Origin of the sequence: Rufibacter immobilis (assembly GCF_003721565.1) — a bacterium.
Classification (GTDB): Bacteria; Bacteroidota; Bacteroidia; order Cytophagales; family Hymenobacteraceae; genus Nibribacter; species Nibribacter immobilis.
Genome location: NZ_RJJE01000017.1, coordinates 1,012,357 through 1,027,848, shown reverse-complemented (window position 1 = coordinate 1,027,848; position 15,492 = coordinate 1,012,357). Strand labels below are relative to the sequence as shown.

General features: G+C 50.0%; 13 protein-coding genes. 2 read left to right on the top strand and 11 right to left on the bottom strand.

Features of this window, described 5'->3' with window-relative positions:
* Positions 1–51 precede the first annotated feature (51 nt).
* Positions 52–1,665 carry a phosphoenolpyruvate carboxykinase (ATP) gene (gene pckA, locus EFA69_RS17210; RefSeq protein ID WP_123134304.1) on the bottom strand — a complete coding sequence of 538 codons (1,614 nt, stop codon included), beginning with the start codon at positions 1,663–1,665 and terminating at the stop codon, positions 52–54.
* Between the two features lie 232 nt (positions 1,666–1,897).
* On the opposite strand from pckA, the gene EFA69_RS17205 reads away from it, so the two are divergent.
* Together EFA69_RS17205 and EFA69_RS17200 are read left to right on the top strand one after the other, a co-directional pair.
* Positions 1,898–3,304, top strand: a complete 1,407-nt coding sequence (locus EFA69_RS17205; RefSeq protein ID WP_123134303.1) for a peptide MFS transporter — start codon at positions 1,898–1,900, stop codon at positions 3,302–3,304.
* Positions 3,305–3,402: 98 nt separating this feature from the next.
* Positions 3,403–4,236 carry a glycoside hydrolase family 25 protein gene (locus EFA69_RS17200; protein WP_123134302.1) on the top strand — a complete coding sequence of 278 codons (834 nt, stop codon included), beginning with the start codon at positions 3,403–3,405 and terminating at the stop codon, positions 4,234–4,236.
* A gap of 273 nt (positions 4,237–4,509) precedes the next feature.
* On the opposite strand, the gene groL is transcribed toward EFA69_RS17200, so the two are convergent.
* From groL to EFA69_RS17150, 10 genes are all read right to left on the bottom strand, one after another.
* Entirely contained in the window at positions 4,510–6,153 is a 1,644-nt protein-coding gene (gene groL / locus EFA69_RS17195; protein WP_123134301.1) for a chaperonin GroEL, read from the bottom strand.
* Between the two features lie 41 nt (positions 6,154–6,194).
* Entirely contained in the window at positions 6,195–6,485 is a 291-nt protein-coding gene (gene groES, locus EFA69_RS17190) for a co-chaperone GroES (RefSeq protein ID WP_123134300.1), read from the bottom strand.
* Between the two features lie 326 nt (positions 6,486–6,811).
* Entirely contained in the window at positions 6,812–7,198 is a 387-nt protein-coding gene (gene secG / locus EFA69_RS17185; RefSeq protein WP_123134299.1) for a preprotein translocase subunit SecG, read from the bottom strand.
* A 7-nt stretch (positions 7,199–7,205) separates the two neighbouring features.
* On the bottom strand, positions 7,206–8,753 hold the full coding sequence (locus EFA69_RS17180; RefSeq protein ID WP_123134298.1) for a hypothetical protein: 1,548 nt from the start codon (positions 8,751–8,753) through the stop codon (positions 7,206–7,208).
* 118 nt (positions 8,754–8,871) lie between these two features.
* A complete protein-coding gene (gene lptE / locus EFA69_RS17175) occupies positions 8,872–9,411 on the bottom strand; it encodes an LPS assembly lipoprotein LptE (protein ID WP_245964619.1) in 540 nt (179 codons plus the stop codon).
* Entirely contained in the window at positions 9,398–10,669 is a 1,272-nt protein-coding gene (locus EFA69_RS17170) for a sigma-54 interaction domain-containing protein (protein WP_123134297.1), read from the bottom strand. The genes lptE and EFA69_RS17170 overlap by 14 nt, the downstream gene beginning before the upstream one ends.
* A 101-nt stretch (positions 10,670–10,770) precedes the next feature.
* Complete coding sequence (gene miaB, locus EFA69_RS17165) at positions 10,771–12,204, bottom strand: tRNA (N6-isopentenyl adenosine(37)-C2)-methylthiotransferase MiaB (protein ID WP_123134296.1); 1,434 nt, start codon at positions 12,202–12,204, stop codon at positions 10,771–10,773.
* 130 nt (positions 12,205–12,334) lie between these two features.
* Positions 12,335–12,970 (bottom strand): hypothetical protein, encoded by a 636-nt coding sequence (locus EFA69_RS17160; protein WP_148041400.1) that lies wholly within the window; start codon positions 12,968–12,970, stop codon positions 12,335–12,337.
* 294 nt (positions 12,971–13,264) lie between these two features.
* Positions 13,265–14,554: an aminodeoxychorismate synthase component I gene (gene pabB, locus EFA69_RS17155; protein WP_123134294.1), complete on the bottom strand. Its 1,290-nt coding sequence runs from the start codon at positions 14,552–14,554 to the stop codon at positions 13,265–13,267.
* A gap of 201 nt (positions 14,555–14,755) precedes the next feature.
* A complete protein-coding gene (locus tag EFA69_RS17150) occupies positions 14,756–15,490 on the bottom strand; it encodes a zinc ribbon domain-containing protein (protein ID WP_123134293.1) in 735 nt (244 codons plus the stop codon).
* Positions 15,491–15,492: the final 2 nt, after the last annotated feature.

Below are 15,492 nucleotides of genomic sequence, written 5' to 3'. Positions count from 1 at the left end.
CCTCCCATAAAATGGGAGGCTTTAATCAGTTGAAGGAAATAATTAAGAGTGTTAGGCTTCAACGGCTACCTCTGGGGCACCCGCTAATATTTCTTCGTTCGCATAATCTGCGTATTTGCTGAAGTTCTTGATGAATGCCTTGGCCAGGTCATTTGCCTTATGGTCATAAGCTTCTTTGTCGGCCCAGGTGTTGCGCGGGTTCAGAATGTCAGCGGGTACATTAGGGCAGGAGGTGGGCATCTCCACCCCAAAAACAGGATGTTTAGAGAAGGCGACCTCATTTAATTCACCGTTGAGGGCGGCGGTGATCATGGCCCGGGTATAACCGAGTTTCATGCGGGAACCTACACCATAAACTCCGCCGGTCCAGCCGGTATTTACCAGCCACACATTCACATTGTTCTCGGTCATCTTCTGGCCCAGCATCTCCGCATAGGTAGTGGGGTGCAAGGGCAGGAACGCCGCCCCAAAACAAGCCGAGAATGTCGTCTGAGGCTCGGTTACGCCAACTTCGGTACCGGCTACTTTGGCGGTATAGCCGGAGATAAAGTGGTACATGGCCTGGCACTTGTTCAGGCGCGAGATGGGAGGCAACACGCCAAAGGCATCGGCGGTCAGGAAGAAGATGTTTTTAGGAATATCTGCTCTGGACGGTTCTACCGCATTGTCAATATGATGGATAGGATAGGCCGTACGGGTATTCTCAGTAACGGATTTGTTTGTATAGTCTACGCTGCGGGTTCCGGGCAGGAAACGGGTGTTCTCTACAATGGCCCCGAACCGGATGGCATCCCAGATCTGGGGCTCTTTCTCCCGGGTGAGGTCAATCACTTTGGCATAGCAGCCGCCTTCAAAGTTGAAAACGCTGTCTTCGGTCCAGCCATGCTCGTCGTCTCCAATCAGGCCGCGGTTAGGATCAGCGGAAAGGGTGGTTTTGCCCGTTCCTGACAACCCGAAGAAAATAGCTGTGTCGCCGTCTTTGCCCACATTTGCGGAGCAGTGCATGGACAAGGTATTGTGCTTGTGCGGCAACAGGTAGTTGAGCACCGAGAAGATGCCTTTTTTCATCTCACCTGCATAGCCTGTACCGCCAATTAAAATCATTTTACGGGAGAAATTGATGATGGCGAAGTTAGGCTGGCGGGTACCGTCTACGGCCGGATCGGCTACAAATTCCGGGGCATTAATGATGGTGAACTCCGGAATATGGTGTGCAAGTTCTTCTTCGGTTAAACGAAGGAACATGTTATGGCAGAATAGGTTATGCCAGGCCTGCGTGTTGATGATACGTAGGTTTAGGCGGTAATCTGGATGGGCGCCGGCGTAGGCATCGCGGACGTAAAGCTTACAGTTGGCCAGGTGCGCTACCATCTTCTGGTGCAAAGCCTCAAATTTGGCAGGGTCATAGGCAATGTTCACATCGCCCCACCATACAGAATTCTCTGTCTCGGCGTCACGTACCACATAGCGGTCTTTGGGGGAACGCCCGGTAAAAGTGCCGGTATCGCACATCAGGGCACCGGTGTCAGTGAGATAGCCTTCCCCGTTTCTGAGGGCTTCTTCCACTAACTCTGCGGGGCTAAGATTCCAGAGAACCTCCTGTGCCTGAGCAATTCCTACACTAGATAAATCCATGGTCATTGACTTTTTGCCAAATTCTTTCATAAAGGAAACTTTATTTTTTAAAATTTCAAAATGATGCGCTTGTAAACTCTAGCTTTTTGCAAATTTATAAAAAACTAACGTATGTTACGTTCTTGTGCAAAGATTCTTCTCAAACGCACCTGAAGAGGGGGCGAGTTTGCCCATCTAACACGATTATGATATATTTACCTTTTATTGGTCCAAAACCAATCAGCTAAAACAAACAACTCCTTATCTAATTCTTATTTCTTCCATGCAGGAAACAACCATCAAAAAAGGACACCCGCCTGGGCTGTACCTCCTGTTCTTCACAGAGATGTGGGAACGGTTTAGCTATTATGGTATGCGGGGTCTTCTGATCCTTTACCTCACAAAAGCCGCCGTAGCCGGGGGATTGGGGATTGCCGAAACCACTGGAAGCCAGATCTACGGTTTCTTTACTGGCTTCGTTTATTTTACTCCCATTATAGGAGGTTGGTTAGCCGAACGCTACATTGGCCAGCGCAGGTCTATCTTCATTGGCGGGATGCTCATGGCCCTGGGGCAGTTCTCGCTCTTCGCCTCGCCCAGCTTCGCCGCCGATACCCAGGTAATTGGTATGCCTATCCTGACGGTTCTAGGGCTTCTCCTCTTGATCATTGGGAACGGCTTTTTCAAGCCCAACATTTCTGCGCTGGTAGGCAAGCTCTATGAGCAAGGTGACCCAAGACGCGATGCCGCTTTCACCATTTTCTACATGGGGATCAACGTGGGGGCGTTCTTTGCGCCTCTGGTATGCGGTATCCTGGCGGAGGACATCTTCGCGACTAAAACGGTGGTAAACGGGGTAACCGAGATCAGTACCTACGGGTTCAGATACGGGTTCCTGGCTGCCGGTATTGGCATGCTGCTGGGCCAACTCGCCTTCAATTTATTAGCGCCTAAATATTTAGGAACCATTGGGGTAGAGCCAGACGGGAAAGTTGACAAAAACAGCACCGTGCAAAAGGCTCCTTTGTCTAAAGAAGAAACCGATAGAATGGCCGTTATCTTTATTGTAACGCTGTTTGTGGTATTCTTCTGGGCTGGTTTTGAGCAGGCAGGTAGCTCTCTGTCTCTGTACACCGATAAATACATTGACCGGGAAGTATTTGGCTTCCTGATCCCAACGGCTTGGTTCCAATCGGTGAACCCGGCGTTCATCGTGATTTTCGCGCCACTGGTAGCCAGTGTGTGGCTGTACCTGAGCAAGCGGGGCAAAGACCTTGGTATTCCTTATAAAATGGGCTTGGGAATGATCCTGTTAGGGATTGGCTTCCTGTTCATGGTGGGTGCGGTACTGGAAAGAGGCGGAGATGTGCAGGACACTGCCGTGAAAGCAAGTATTTTCTGGCTGTTGGCTACCTATTTCTTCCATACCATTGGAGAGCTTTGCCTGTCACCTATCGGTCTGTCTATGGTGTCGCGTCTTTCGCCTTTGGCTTATACTTCCATGCTCATGGGGGTTTGGTTCCTGGCGCCGTTCGTGGCTCAGATTGCCGGGGGCTTTATCGCGGCCTACGTGGAGGTACTGGGTGCCTTGCAGGTATTCGCGCTTATCGCAGGTTTTGTGATCCTGGCGGGCTTAATCCTGATTGCCATTGCCAAGAAACTCATGTACATGATGCACGGCAGAGGGTAATCCTCGCCTTGTTATAACCTTACCGCAAGGACCAGTTGTTTCACAGCTGGTCCTTGTTGTTTTATTGAGGGGCTGTTTTCGTATCTTTGCTGTTACTTATGCCTAGCCCCAGCACTCGCAAACGTCCTCAAAAGAAAGTCTCCCGCAAGCAGGAAGCTACCAGTACCTGGTGGAAGCCTCTGTCTTTGGGTATTCTTGGATTTTTTGTGTTATGCCTGGCCATTGAATACTTCAAAGAGGGAGGCAGATTGGCCTTTCTGCGGCACACGGTAGAGGAGGCCACGCAAACCAACACCCTTACTGCCTTTAACCCCGCAGGGTATGAAGTGACCGGTTTGGATATCTCGCACCACCAGCGCCAGATAGACTGGAAGAAAGTGAAGGCCCAGAACATCAAGTTTACCTTCATCAAAGCCACTGAAGGAATCACACACCAAGACCGCTACTTTGCCCGGCATTGGCGGCAGGCTAAAAAACATGACCTGTTGCGGGGTGCCTACCATTTCTTCTTGCCCGCCCGTAATGCCGAGGAGCAAGCCCGTAATTTCCTGAACAAAGTGAAACTGGAAGCCGGAGATTTGCCGCCGGTTCTGGATGTGGAGGTCACTAACCATCAATCTGACGAGGAAATACGCGCAGGGGTGCAGCTGTGGCTGGACATGGTGGAGGAGGAGTACGACCTGAAACCCATCATCTACACCAACTACGCCTTCTATGAGAAGCACTTGGCCGGTCATTTTGATGATTATCCCCTCTGGATTGCGCATTACAACCCTAAGAAGAGTCATTTGCTGGCTAACCAAAAATGGGTTTTCTGGCAACACACCGAGCGCGGCAGACTGGAAGGCGTGAAAGGAAATCTAGATCTCAACGTCTTCAACGGCACCATGGAAGACCTCTACAATATGTGCTATGAACCAAACAATCTGTAAACACTCTGTTTACTTAAGGGAAGGAAAATAGCAGTTGCCTTAAAAATGTCAATCTAAAATCCCTTCTCTTTGCTTAAGAGGAAGCCGGTCTGCTAATTACCTTTGTAATGAAGAGGAACCTTAGCTACTAGTTCACTTTGGTCTAATGGAATAATAGACATTGCGTTTAGCGCCTGTTTTTAGAAAAAGAGCCTCTAAACAGAAATGCAGATAAAGAAAAAGCCCCGGCAAACGCCGGGGCTTTTATTATTTGTTCAGCGTGAGCTGGGGAGATTACATCATGCCACCCATGCCGCCCATGCCACCTGGCATTCCGCCACCAGCGGCAGCACCAGCTTCTTCTGGCTCGTCAGCGATCACACACTCAGTAGTCAGCAACAAGCTTGCTACGGAAGCAGCGTTCTCCAGCGCAAGGCGGGTTACTTTGGTTGGGTCAATGATACCAGCGGCAAACATGTTCTCAAACTTGTCGTCGCGGGCGTTGTAACCGAAGTCAGCCTGACCGGCACGTACTTGGTTCACAATCACTGATCCTTCACCACCAGCGTTAGCCACAATAGTTCTCAAAGGAGCTTCCAGGGCAGTACGGATGATCTGCACACCGGTTTTCTCGTCTTCGTTGCGGGTCTCAACGTTGTCAAGGGCATCAAGGGCGCGGATGAGGGCAACGCCACCACCTGCTACGATACCTTCCTCAACGGCCGCTCTTGTAGCGTGCAAGGCATCATCTACACGGTCTTTCTTCTCTTTCATTTCTACCTCGGTAGAGGCACCAATATAAAGGATAGCTACCCCGCCAGACAATTTAGCCAGACGCTCCTGCAGTTTCTCACGGTCATAGTCAGAAGTGGTTTTCTCAATCTGAGCTTTGATCTCGTTCACACGGGCAGTGATACCGTCTTTGGTACCACGTCCGTTCACGATAGTGGTGTTGTCTTTGTCAATGATCACACGCTCAGCCTGGCCTAAGTACTCCAGCGTAGCGTTGTCTAATTTGTAACCACGCTCTTCAGAGATCACGGTACCACCTGTTAAGATAGCGATGTCTTCCAGCATGGCTTTTCTGCGGTCACCGAAACCTGGGGCTTTCACCGCCGCGATTTTCAATGAACCACGCAGTTTGTTTACTACCAGAGTAGCAAGGGCTTCGCCGTCTACGTCTTCAGAGATGATCACCAGCGGCTTGCCAGTTTGTACCACTTGCTCCAACACTGGAAGCAATTCTTTCATGGTAGAAACTTTCTTGTCGTAGATCAGGATGTAAGGGTTGTCAAACTCCGCTTCCATTTTCTCTGGGTTGGTCACGAAGTAAGGAGACAGGTAACCGCGGTCAAACTGCATACCTTCCACCGTTTTCACCTCAGTCTCAGTTCCTTTTGCCTCTTCAACAGTGATCACACCGTCTTTGCCCACTTTGTCCATGGCATCGGCGATCATTTGGCCAATCTCAGTGTCGTTGTTGGCAGAGATAGTACCTACCTGGGCAATTTCAGAAGAGTTCTCAATTTTCTTAGACTGAGCCTTCAGGTTCTCAACTACTTTAGAAACCGCTTTGTCAATACCGCGCTTCAGGTCCATTGGGTTGGCACCGGCAGCAACGTTCTTAGAACCGGCAGTGTAGATTGCCTGGGCTAATACAGTGGCAGTAGTAGTACCGTCACCCGCCATGTCAGCGGTTTTAGAGGCTACTTCTTTCACTAACTGAGCGCCCATGTTCTCCACGGCGTCTTTCAGTTCAATTTCTTTGGCAACAGTAACACCGTCTTTGGTGATGCTAGGAGCGCCAAATTTTTTGTCGATGATTACGTTGCGGCCTTTAGGGCCTAAAGTTACTTTCACGGCATTTGCCAGGGTGTCCACGCCTTTTTTAATCTTGTTGCGGGCGTCAACGTCGAAAGTGATGTTTTTAGATGCCATAGTTTCTTAAAAGTAGATTATGGTTGATGATAGGATTAAAATTAAAGAACCGCCAGGATGTCAGCCTCGCGCATGATCAGGTAATCAGCGCCATCCAGAGAGATCTCAGTACCGGCGTATTTGCCGTACAGTACTTGGTCGCCAACTTTTAACTGTGACTTTACTAAAACACCTTGATCAGAGATTTTGCCTTCTCCAACGGCAACTACTTCTCCGCGTTGTGGTTTTTCTTTGGCAGTATCCGGGATGATGATACCAGACTTGGTTTTTTCTTCAGCCGCAGCAGGTAACACAATTACTCTGTCTGCCAATGGTTTTAGATCTAAGGCCATAGGTTTGTTATAAGATTAGATTAAGTTAACGATTATGTCCGGCAGCAAACCTGCCAGTGACGGTAAGCCTACTAGCGATTCCTGTGCCAAGTACAGAAGTCTGCCAAAGTTGGCACACTTTGGCAGAAATTGCCTGTCAACTGTTAGGTAACCCTGACAGGGTGCGGGGCGGCAACTATAATTTTGTCAGTTTCTGGGTTACCTGTATTTTCCGTTTAGGGGCTCTTTTTTCAAAAAGAGCCCCTAAACGGAAAGGAGTATAAAAAAGAAAGTCCGAACCGGTGAGGTTCGGACTCTAATAAAGGGTATTTTAAGTATCGGTTTTATTATTGGGCCGAGTCGCCGGCGGGAGCGGTGGCCGGAGCCGGAGTAGCTGCGCCAGGGGCCGCGTTCTGCTGCGGAAGCGCTGGGGCGGCAGGAGCAGGGGCCGGAGCCGCTTGGCCCGCGCGTTGCTCATTGATGGTACGGTTGTCTACACCGGCACCGTCAGAGAAAATAGTATGGGAAGCCAACGTAAGTACAATGATCCCGATGGCGAAGCCCCAGGTGAGTTTTTCCAGAAGGTCGCCGGTACGTTTCACGCCCATTAATTGGCTGGTTCCGCCGCCGCCAAACTGGCTGGACAACCCACCGCCTTTGGAGTTCTGGGACAATACCACCAATACCAACAGCACGCAAAGGAAAATAATAACGCTGATCAGAGCAATGTACATGATTGGATTATTCGTTTCTTAATTTTTCTATTTGTTCAGCAAAGTAACTCTTTTTTTCGGGAAACTTCACTATAAGTTGTTCATAAATTTTGATGGCTTTCTTGCCCTTTCCTTGCTTTATAAAGATGTGGGCCAGGTTTTCAGAAGCCAGATTTTTCTTGATTTTGGAGCTCTTGGCAGATAAATCTTCCTGCGGCTCATTGCTCAATTGGGCATTGGCCATGGTCTTGCGCTTAGGCGCCGACTTGAGGAATTGGTTGATAATATCCAACTGCATATCCAGCTTGGCGGCCGGGGTAGGCTCTGGGGCCGGGGCCGGAGTGGCCTGCTCCTTCACGTGCTCCAGAATTAATTCAGGCTGGAAATAGAAGGGCGTAACGGAGGTAAGCTCATCCTTGAGTTGAATGCTCTCGCCCAAGCGGCTGGAGCCCATCCAATAGGCGAGGTTGTTCTGCGTGAAGATAGACAGATACGGATCAGTTGGCTCCTCCGCCACATGGCTCTGCTGGTAATCCGGGAGTTTCAGCGTCGGGAACTCGTAGCCAGATGTGTCATAGAGGGAATCCAGCTCCGCAATCTGCAGGTAGGCGCTTAAATCAGCTTCTTCCTGGGCGGCTTTCTCCTGTGCAGCGGGTATAATTTCTGGCGCTGCCGAGACCTCCATTTCTTCCTCTAATGGGGTATGGCCAGAGATGATCTCAGAGACAATTTCCTCATGGGTAAGGTTAACCGATGGAATGGGAGCACTGAAAGAGGTGAGGCTGCTGATCTGGATCAGCTCCAACAGCTCATCTAAAGTATCTTCCTCTTCAGAAAGCGAGACATCAATGTCAATATCCAGGGCTTCCTCCTCTGCGGCGGCAGCTTCATTTATAATGACCGCTTCTTCTTCGGGAGCTTCAAGAGTATCTTGGGCAACAGTGGCGGCAAGTTCTGGCAAGGCCAGTGGTGCCGTTTCTTCTATTGCTGCACTTTCTGGAATAGTGCCTAAGGCAATTGTCTCTGGCTGCTCTTCTGGCAAATGGGTTACCTCTGGGGCAATGGCAGTGGCTTCCGCTTCGGGAATAGCTTCTGGGTGATTTTCAGCAGTGTAAGCCTCTTCCTCCTGAACTTCTTCCTCTGCGGGAACTTCTGGAAGAACCTCAAGAGCAGATGTTTCTTCAGCTAAGAAGGGCTCAGTTTCTGGTTCTTCTGCTGTTCCCGTTTCAGGTTCAGGTGCGTTTAGCGCCTCTTTTTCCGAAAACGGCTCCAAACCAGGAGCCACGTACGCTTCAGGATCCTGTTCTTCTTCAAATACCGGCACCACGGTTTCTTCCACCATGGGGGTAGCATACACCAGTTGTTTGAGCAGCTGGCGGTTAGAAACGTGGGCGGCTGCTCTCCTCAATTTTTGGGTAGACAGCATACTGCCCCGGTCATGGGCAGCCTTGGCTAACAGAACATGGGCCGTCTGGCAGTACGGGAACGACACCACCAATCTCTCCAGGTCGTCTACCTCCTGGTCTTGGATGGGGGCTACCTGCCGCACAATATTTAGAAAAGCCGCTTTGTTCATGGAACTTCTTTTCTCCTTGCCCTAGTAGAGCAAAGACAAATTACTACAAATTATGGATATAGATGATAAAGGCACTGAAAAATGAGTTTTCAGTGCCCGTTTGGTTTTGCAAAGATACTTACCAATTCGCAACCGTTTTGGTAAAAACGCTATAAATAATGCGTTCTGTGATTTGCCTGATCTGCGTTTGGTTTATCTGGTTGATATCCAGGGTAGGAGGGAAATCGGCGAAGCCAGAAAAACTTTGGTCAAAGTTATTGGCCGGGTTCTTAGTGTCTGTGAAGTTGATCTGGATGACAATGGTTAAGCGGTTGGCGCCCGCCTGGTCCAGCCCGATGTTGCTGCCCGTGGGGATGTCACTGCGCTGGATGGCCGCCGGGCTAAACGTGTAGCTCATGATCTGCCCCTCAATCTGGAAATCGCCGGCCTGCGGTAAGATTCTCAGGTTGGTGTTCCGCTGGAAGTAATCCTTGAAATCCTCAGTGATAAATTGCTGTAAATTAGCAGGACCCTGTCCGGAGGCATTGTTAAAGTTGGAGATGGATATGCTGTTGTATTTGGAGGCATCATAATTGATCCCAGAGAAGGAGTAGCACCCGCCCAACAGGAACGTGAGGCAGAGCAAAAAAAGGAAAGAAAAGGGTTTACAGGTCTTCAAGGTCGTATTGTTTTAATTTGCGGTAAAGGGTGCGTTCAGAGATGCCCAGGTCTTTGGCGGCGTACTTCCGCTTGTTCCCGTGCTTCTTTAACGCCTTCAGGATCATTTCCTTTTCCTTGTGCTCCAAAGAAAGGCTTTCTTCCTCAGTTTCGTGCGAAATGTCCTCCACCTTTTCCTCGTACTCTTCCGGTTCATCAACAGAGAGCACATACCCATCGGAGCGACGTTCCGGGGCGCGGTAGGCTGATTGCTCAAACGGGCGCATCTCCTCAAACAAATGCCGGTTGTTCTTCAGAAGTTCCGCGTCTTCCTGCTGGTGCGATAACAAATCAAAAACCACCTGCTTGAGGTCGTTCATGTCTTTGCGCATGTCAAACAAGACTTTGTACAGCAGATCACGCTCAGAGATGCCGCTGGCACTTTCGGCCCCAGCCGCCGGATAGAAAAGCGCCGGCAATTGGTTCAGCTGTTCCTGGGGCAGGTATTTACGGAGCGTGGCGGCATTGATCTCGCGTTCATACTCCAACACCGATATCTGCTCCACAATATTCTTGAGCTGCCGAATGTTGCCCGGAAAGCGGTAACGCAGCAGCTCCTGTACCGCATCTGGCTGCAGGGTGATGGGTTTTACGTGGTACCGCTCAGAGAAATCGCTGGCGAACTTCCGGAACAGCAGGTGCGTGTCTTCGCCGCGCTCCCGCAGTGGGGGCACAGAAATAGGAACCGTGTTCAGGCGGTAATAGAGGTCCTCCCGGAACTGTCCGCGCTCCACGGCCTGCAGCAGATTCACGTTGGTAGCCGCCACCACGCGCACATCGGTTTTCTGCACTTTGGAGGAGCCTACCTTGATGAACTCGCCGTTCTCCAGCACGCGCAGCAGGCGGGCCTGGGTACCCAGCGGCATCTCGCCAATCTCATCCAGGAAAATGGTACCGCCATTGGTGACCTCAAAATAACCTTTGCGCGCTTCCTGCGCGCCGGTGAAAGAACCTTTCTCGTGCCCGAACAGCTCTGAGTCAATGGTCCCTTCGGGAATGGCGCCGCAGTTGATGGCAATGAACTGACCGTGTTTGCGGGGGCTCAGGTGATGGATGATCTTGGAAAAAGATTCCTTCCCGCTCCCGCTTTCGCCGGTAATGAGCACGGTCATGTCAGTAGGAGCCACCTGTACCGCCACCTGAATGGCGTAATTGAGCAAAGGAGAGTTCCCGATGATGCCAAACCGCTGTTTCACCGACTGTATCTCTATGTCACGCATACTTCAGATTTGAAGATTTGAAAATGTGAAGATTTGGAAATGGCAGGTTTTCACCAGAAAGGAAACTCATTTTAAAATTTCCTCCTCTCCAAATTCCCAAATTAAAGAACCGGCTCGCCAAATAGGGTGCCTACCGAGCAGTCGTTGATGAGCACATCCACGTAGTCGCCTTTCTTGAAGTGCATCTTAGGGAAGATCACTACTTTGTTCTGGTCGTTGCGGCCGCTGAGCATTTCGTCTGAGCGCTTGGAGAAGCTTTCCACCAACACCCTGGACACTTTACCTACATCAAGTTTATTCCGCTCCAACGAGTAATGGCGCTGTTTATCTATGATCTCCTGCAGACGGCGCTTCTTCGTTTCCAGCGGAATGTCATCTTGCAGTTTGCGGGCGGCCAGGGTGCCGGGGCGCTCAGAGTAGAAGAACATGTAGGCGTAGTCATACTGCACGTAATCTATAAGTGAGAGCGTGTCCTGGTGTTCTTCCTCGGTCTCAGAGCAGAAACCGGCAATCATATCGGTAGAGATGCCGCAGTCATTGCCTAATATCCTTCTGATGGCGTCTACGCGGTCTATGTACCAGGCCCGATCATAGGTACGGTTCATGAGCTCCAGCACGCGGGAGTTTCCGCTTTGGGCCGGCAGGTGGATGTATTTGCAGATGTTGTCGTACTTTTTCATGGTGTACAGCACTTCATCTGTGATGTCTTTGGGGTGCGAGGTGGAGAAACGTACCCGCAGGTCTGGGCTCACCAGGGCCACCATCTCCAGCAGTTGCGCAAAGTTCACGCGCTCCATTCCGTCTTCAGAGGCCCATTTGTAGGAGTCCACGTTCTGACCTAACAAGGTCACTTCTTTATAGCCTTGGTTCACCAGCTCCTGGGTTTCCCGCACAATGGAGTGCGCGTCACGGCTACGCTCACGGCCGCGGGTAAACGGCACAACGCAGAAAGAGCACATGTTGTCGCAGCCGCGCATGATGGAGACAAACGCGCTCACGCCGTTGCTGTTTAATCTGATGGGGTTGATGTCGGCGTAGGTTTCCTCGCGGGAAAGCAGCACGTTCACCGCTTTCTGGCCTTCGTCTACGTTGCTTATGAGGGAGGGAAGGTCGCGGTAAGCATCCGGGCCTACCACCAGGTCCACCATTTTCTCTTCTTCCAGCAGGTTTTTCTTCAGACGCTCGGCCATGCAGCCTAATACCCCCACCACTAGGCCAGGTCTTTTCTTTTTGAGGTGCTGTAGTTGGGTGAGGCGGTGGCGCACGGTCTGCTCGGCCTTCTCCCTAATAGAGCAGGTGTTCAACAGCACCAGATCAGCGTTGTTAACCTCTGAGGTGGTGTCAAAGCCTGCGTCAAAGAGAATGGACGAAACAATCTCACTGTCAGAGAAATTCATCTGACAGCCATAGCTTTCAATGTATAGTTTGCGCTGACGCCCCGTGTTGGTGTCAACGGTCACTTTGGTATCACACGCAGCGGCTTGTTCGGGCGTGCGGTTGTCTATGAAGTCTAAATCAAGGATGGGTGCGTGCATGACTGGCAAGTAAAAACACAAAGATAAGCATATTTAGCATGCTTATGACAGAATGGCAGATGATATTTTAAACAAAAGCGCCCGCAAAATAGCTTGCAGGCGCTTTCAAACAGGAGCATAAAGCGATTTATTAAGCTGGGTTCAACTCAAACTTTAAACGTCCGGTGGTAGATTCATTCAAGCAGATGACACCGTAAGCGGTTTCGCCGGGGTTGATGGTTTTGTTGAGGATGTTATTCCCGATAATTTCCTCTTTCATTCTCTTGTTGGCATTTCCCGCGACTAACATATTACCAGCGGCAATAGGCAAACCGATAGGAAGGGATGTAGAGGAGCTTTCGGTCACATAGGATCCATTTGTGCTTTCTTGGGTAATATTCAAGAAAAGAAGTGCGTATAGAAGATAAATGGGCACACCCTGCTTTATTTTATTGGCGGCCACGGTGGGATCCATCGGGATGATTTCCCGCCCCCCCATGAACAATCGGCAATCGCGCCCTACATGAATAGGGGTATTGGAATTATTCACCACCTTCATGGACACTACCTTGAGGTTGTTCTTCGACTCCTTCTTTGCATATTTCTTGTTATCGCGTAAGGTCATGACATCATACGCGAAAGAAGTAGATAGCGCACCAGTAGACGAAATCTCATTATAGTCATAATGCACGGTTTGCGGCCGAATGGGGCGATAAGAAGAGGCGCAGCTTCCCAAAAACATGACCAAAGCGAGGCTGGTACCTAACAGAGTAGAGGTTTTCTTCATAAAATAGCTAATAAAATGTAAAAGGGTTATATAGATTGGGATTATCCTACAAGGTATTGCTATATTCTTTAAGATAAAGCAATGATTTATAATTGTTATGGAATATGCTCTATGGCAAAGCTTATAATCTGACGCGTGCAAAAAGACCTGCTAAACGGTTGGAGTTTTATCAAGTTCTGTTTCATGTTTTGAGCTTGCTTAGGTAGAAACAGCCTCTAAAAAGATAAAGGAAGATAAAGCCTTTAAAGCGTTCACATTGAGAATAATGATTATACCCGACTTGCAGCATTGAGGTCATTTTTCAAGCACGTTTCTGATGGCCGCCGCCTTCAAAAGACACTCCTGGTATTCCTGCTCCGGATCAGAGTCATAGGTGATGGCACTGCCTACCTCAAAAGTGAGATAACCGGTAGCAGCGTTATATTGCAGGCTGCGGATGACCACGTTAAAATCAAAGTCGCCGGAAGGGAGGAAATACCCGAAGGCGCCGGAGTAGAGCCCGCGTTTGGTTTTCTCCACCTGCTCAATCAGCTGCAATGCCCTTATTTTAGGGGCCCCAGTCATGCTACCCATGGGGAAGGCGGCTTTCAAGATGTCTACGTTGCTGGTTTGGCTCAGTACCCGGCCGGTCACCGTGGAAATCATCTGCCAGACAAACTGAAACCCGTACAACCCAAAAAGCTCCTCTACCTGCACGGTGCCGGTTTGGGCCACGCGGTTCAGGTCATTGCGCACCAAGTCCACAATCATCATGTTCTCGGCCTGTTCCTTCTCACTGGAGGCTAATGCCTGGCGCTGCTTTTGGTCTTCCTCGGGAGTGCTTCCCCGCCGGATGGTTCCTTTAATGGGCTGAGTGATAAGGAGATTTTCTTCTCTTTTTAAAAACCTTTCTGGGCTGGCACAGAGCAAGTAACGATCCTTCAGTTTAAGTAAACCTGCAAATGGAGTAGGGGAGGCGCGGTTGAGTTTCCAGAAGAGCGAAAGCGGTTCCAGCTCCGTCCGTTCGGTGTAAAACTCCTGACAGTAATTCACCTCGTAGACCTCGCCCTCCAGAATGCACTGTCTTAGGTATTCCACGGTTTGCAGGTATTCCTCCTTAGAAACCCGCGGGGTTGTTTTAACGCTGTTTTTTGAAAAAGAGCCGCTAAACGTCATGCCCTGTATTGCCTGCGCCACTGTCTCCGGCGCTTCCGTCTCAGAAAAGATCAGGACAGCGTCTTCTTCCCAGCGGAGCCAAATCTCGGGCTGGAAAAAGTAGAGATCGGGAAACCCAATGTGGTCTGGTTGCCCGCTGCTCAGTTTTTCCAGGCTGTTTTTGAGGTCATAGCCCAGAAAGCCCAGCAGGGGGGCTTCCCTTTTCTGATTTAGGGCCAGCTCCAGTTCTTGCCAGGAACTGATGGAGGAAGTAGTAGCCTTTCTGCAAACGCCCAGCTGGTTCTGGAAAGCCCCGTGACGGTAAGGAATATCATTTGGCTCATAATAGGCCACTACCTCATGGTGCTGGGCTGCCCAAGCCAACGCCTGTTGCTTCCACTGGGAAACCGGAACTTGGAGCTCAGAGAAGGGCAAAGTAAGCTGTCGCATGAAAATGGTAATGATTCTGTGTTACAGATCTAATTGGCAGGTAGTAAAGACGTTGTTTTGGCGCTGTTTTCAGAAAAAGGGCCGCTAAACGCAATGCTAGCTTCAGGTGTGCTCTAAGGAGAAGCGGCTGCCGGACAATAAAAAAAGGATGGCAGTCAACCATCCTTTTCGTACTCTGTATAAACGTATTTGTCTGTTTTTCTACGCGATTACTTTTTGCTCCACATCGGCTAGAATACGTCCGCAGTGCTCACACACGGTGATTTTCTTTTTCGCGGCGATGTCTGACTGGCGTTGCGGTGGCACGGTGTTGAAGCATCCGCCGCAGGCGTCACGCTTCACGGTTACCACGGCCAGGCCGTTGCGCACGTTCTTGCGGATTCTGTTGTAGGCGAACAGGAGGCGCTCCTCAATGTGTTTCACGGCCTCTTCTTTCTCCTCGTTCAGCTTGCGCTCATCTTCCTCGCTCTCGTTCACCATTACCTGCAGTTCGCCGTTTTTGGTGTTGAGGTCTTTCTGGCGCTCTTCCAGGCGGTTTTTGGTCTCCTGGATTTCAATGTTCTTCTGCTCAATCTGGAAATTGGCCTCGCGGATTTTCTTCTCGTTGATCTGGATTTCCAGCTTCTGAAGCTCTATTTCTTTGGTGATGGCGTCAAACTCGCGGTTGTTGCGGACGTTCTCCTGTTGCTCTTCGTATTTTTTGATGAGCTTCTCGGCGTCCTTGATGCCTTGCTTGCGGCTGGCGATAGACTGCTGCAGTTCAGCGATTTCCTCATCAAATTTGCTAACACGTACTTGGTAGCCGGCAATCTCATCTTCCAGGTCACGAACCTCTTCGGGAAGATCGCCTCTAATTTGTAGAATTTTGTCCAATTGAGAATCTAAGCTCTGAAGTCTTAGAAGTGCATCTAACTTACTTGCTACAGTACTTTCCATGT

Coding starts and splice junctions, on each gene's coding strand:
- pckA (WP_123134304.1), bottom strand. CDS start 1,665: ATGAAAGAATTTGGCAAAAAGTCAATGACCATGGATTTATCTAGTGTA.
- EFA69_RS17205 (WP_123134303.1), top strand. CDS start 1,898: ATGCAGGAAACAACCATCAAAAAAGGACACCCGCCTGGGCTGTACCTC.
- EFA69_RS17200 (WP_123134302.1), top strand. CDS start 3,403: ATGCCTAGCCCCAGCACTCGCAAACGTCCTCAAAAGAAAGTCTCCCGC.
- groL (WP_123134301.1), bottom strand. CDS start 6,153: ATGGCATCTAAAAACATCACTTTCGACGTTGACGCCCGCAACAAGATT.
- groES (WP_123134300.1), bottom strand. CDS start 6,485: ATGGCCTTAGATCTAAAACCATTGGCAGACAGAGTAATTGTGTTACCT.
- secG (WP_123134299.1), bottom strand. CDS start 7,198: ATGTACATTGCTCTGATCAGCGTTATTATTTTCCTTTGCGTGCTGTTG.
- EFA69_RS17180 (WP_123134298.1), bottom strand. CDS start 8,753: ATGAACAAAGCGGCTTTTCTAAATATTGTGCGGCAGGTAGCCCCCATC.
- EFA69_RS17170 (WP_123134297.1), bottom strand. CDS start 10,669: ATGCGTGACATAGAGATACAGTCGGTGAAACAGCGGTTTGGCATCATC.
- miaB (WP_123134296.1), bottom strand. CDS start 12,204: ATGCACGCACCCATCCTTGATTTAGACTTCATAGACAACCGCACGCCC.
- EFA69_RS17160 (WP_148041400.1), bottom strand. CDS start 12,970: ATGAAGAAAACCTCTACTCTGTTAGGTACCAGCCTCGCTTTGGTCATG.
- pabB (WP_123134294.1), bottom strand. CDS start 14,554: ATGCGACAGCTTACTTTGCCCTTCTCTGAGCTCCAAGTTCCGGTTTCC.
- EFA69_RS17150 (WP_123134293.1), bottom strand. CDS start 15,490: ATGGAAAGTACTGTAGCAAGTAAGTTAGATGCACTTCTAAGACTTCAG.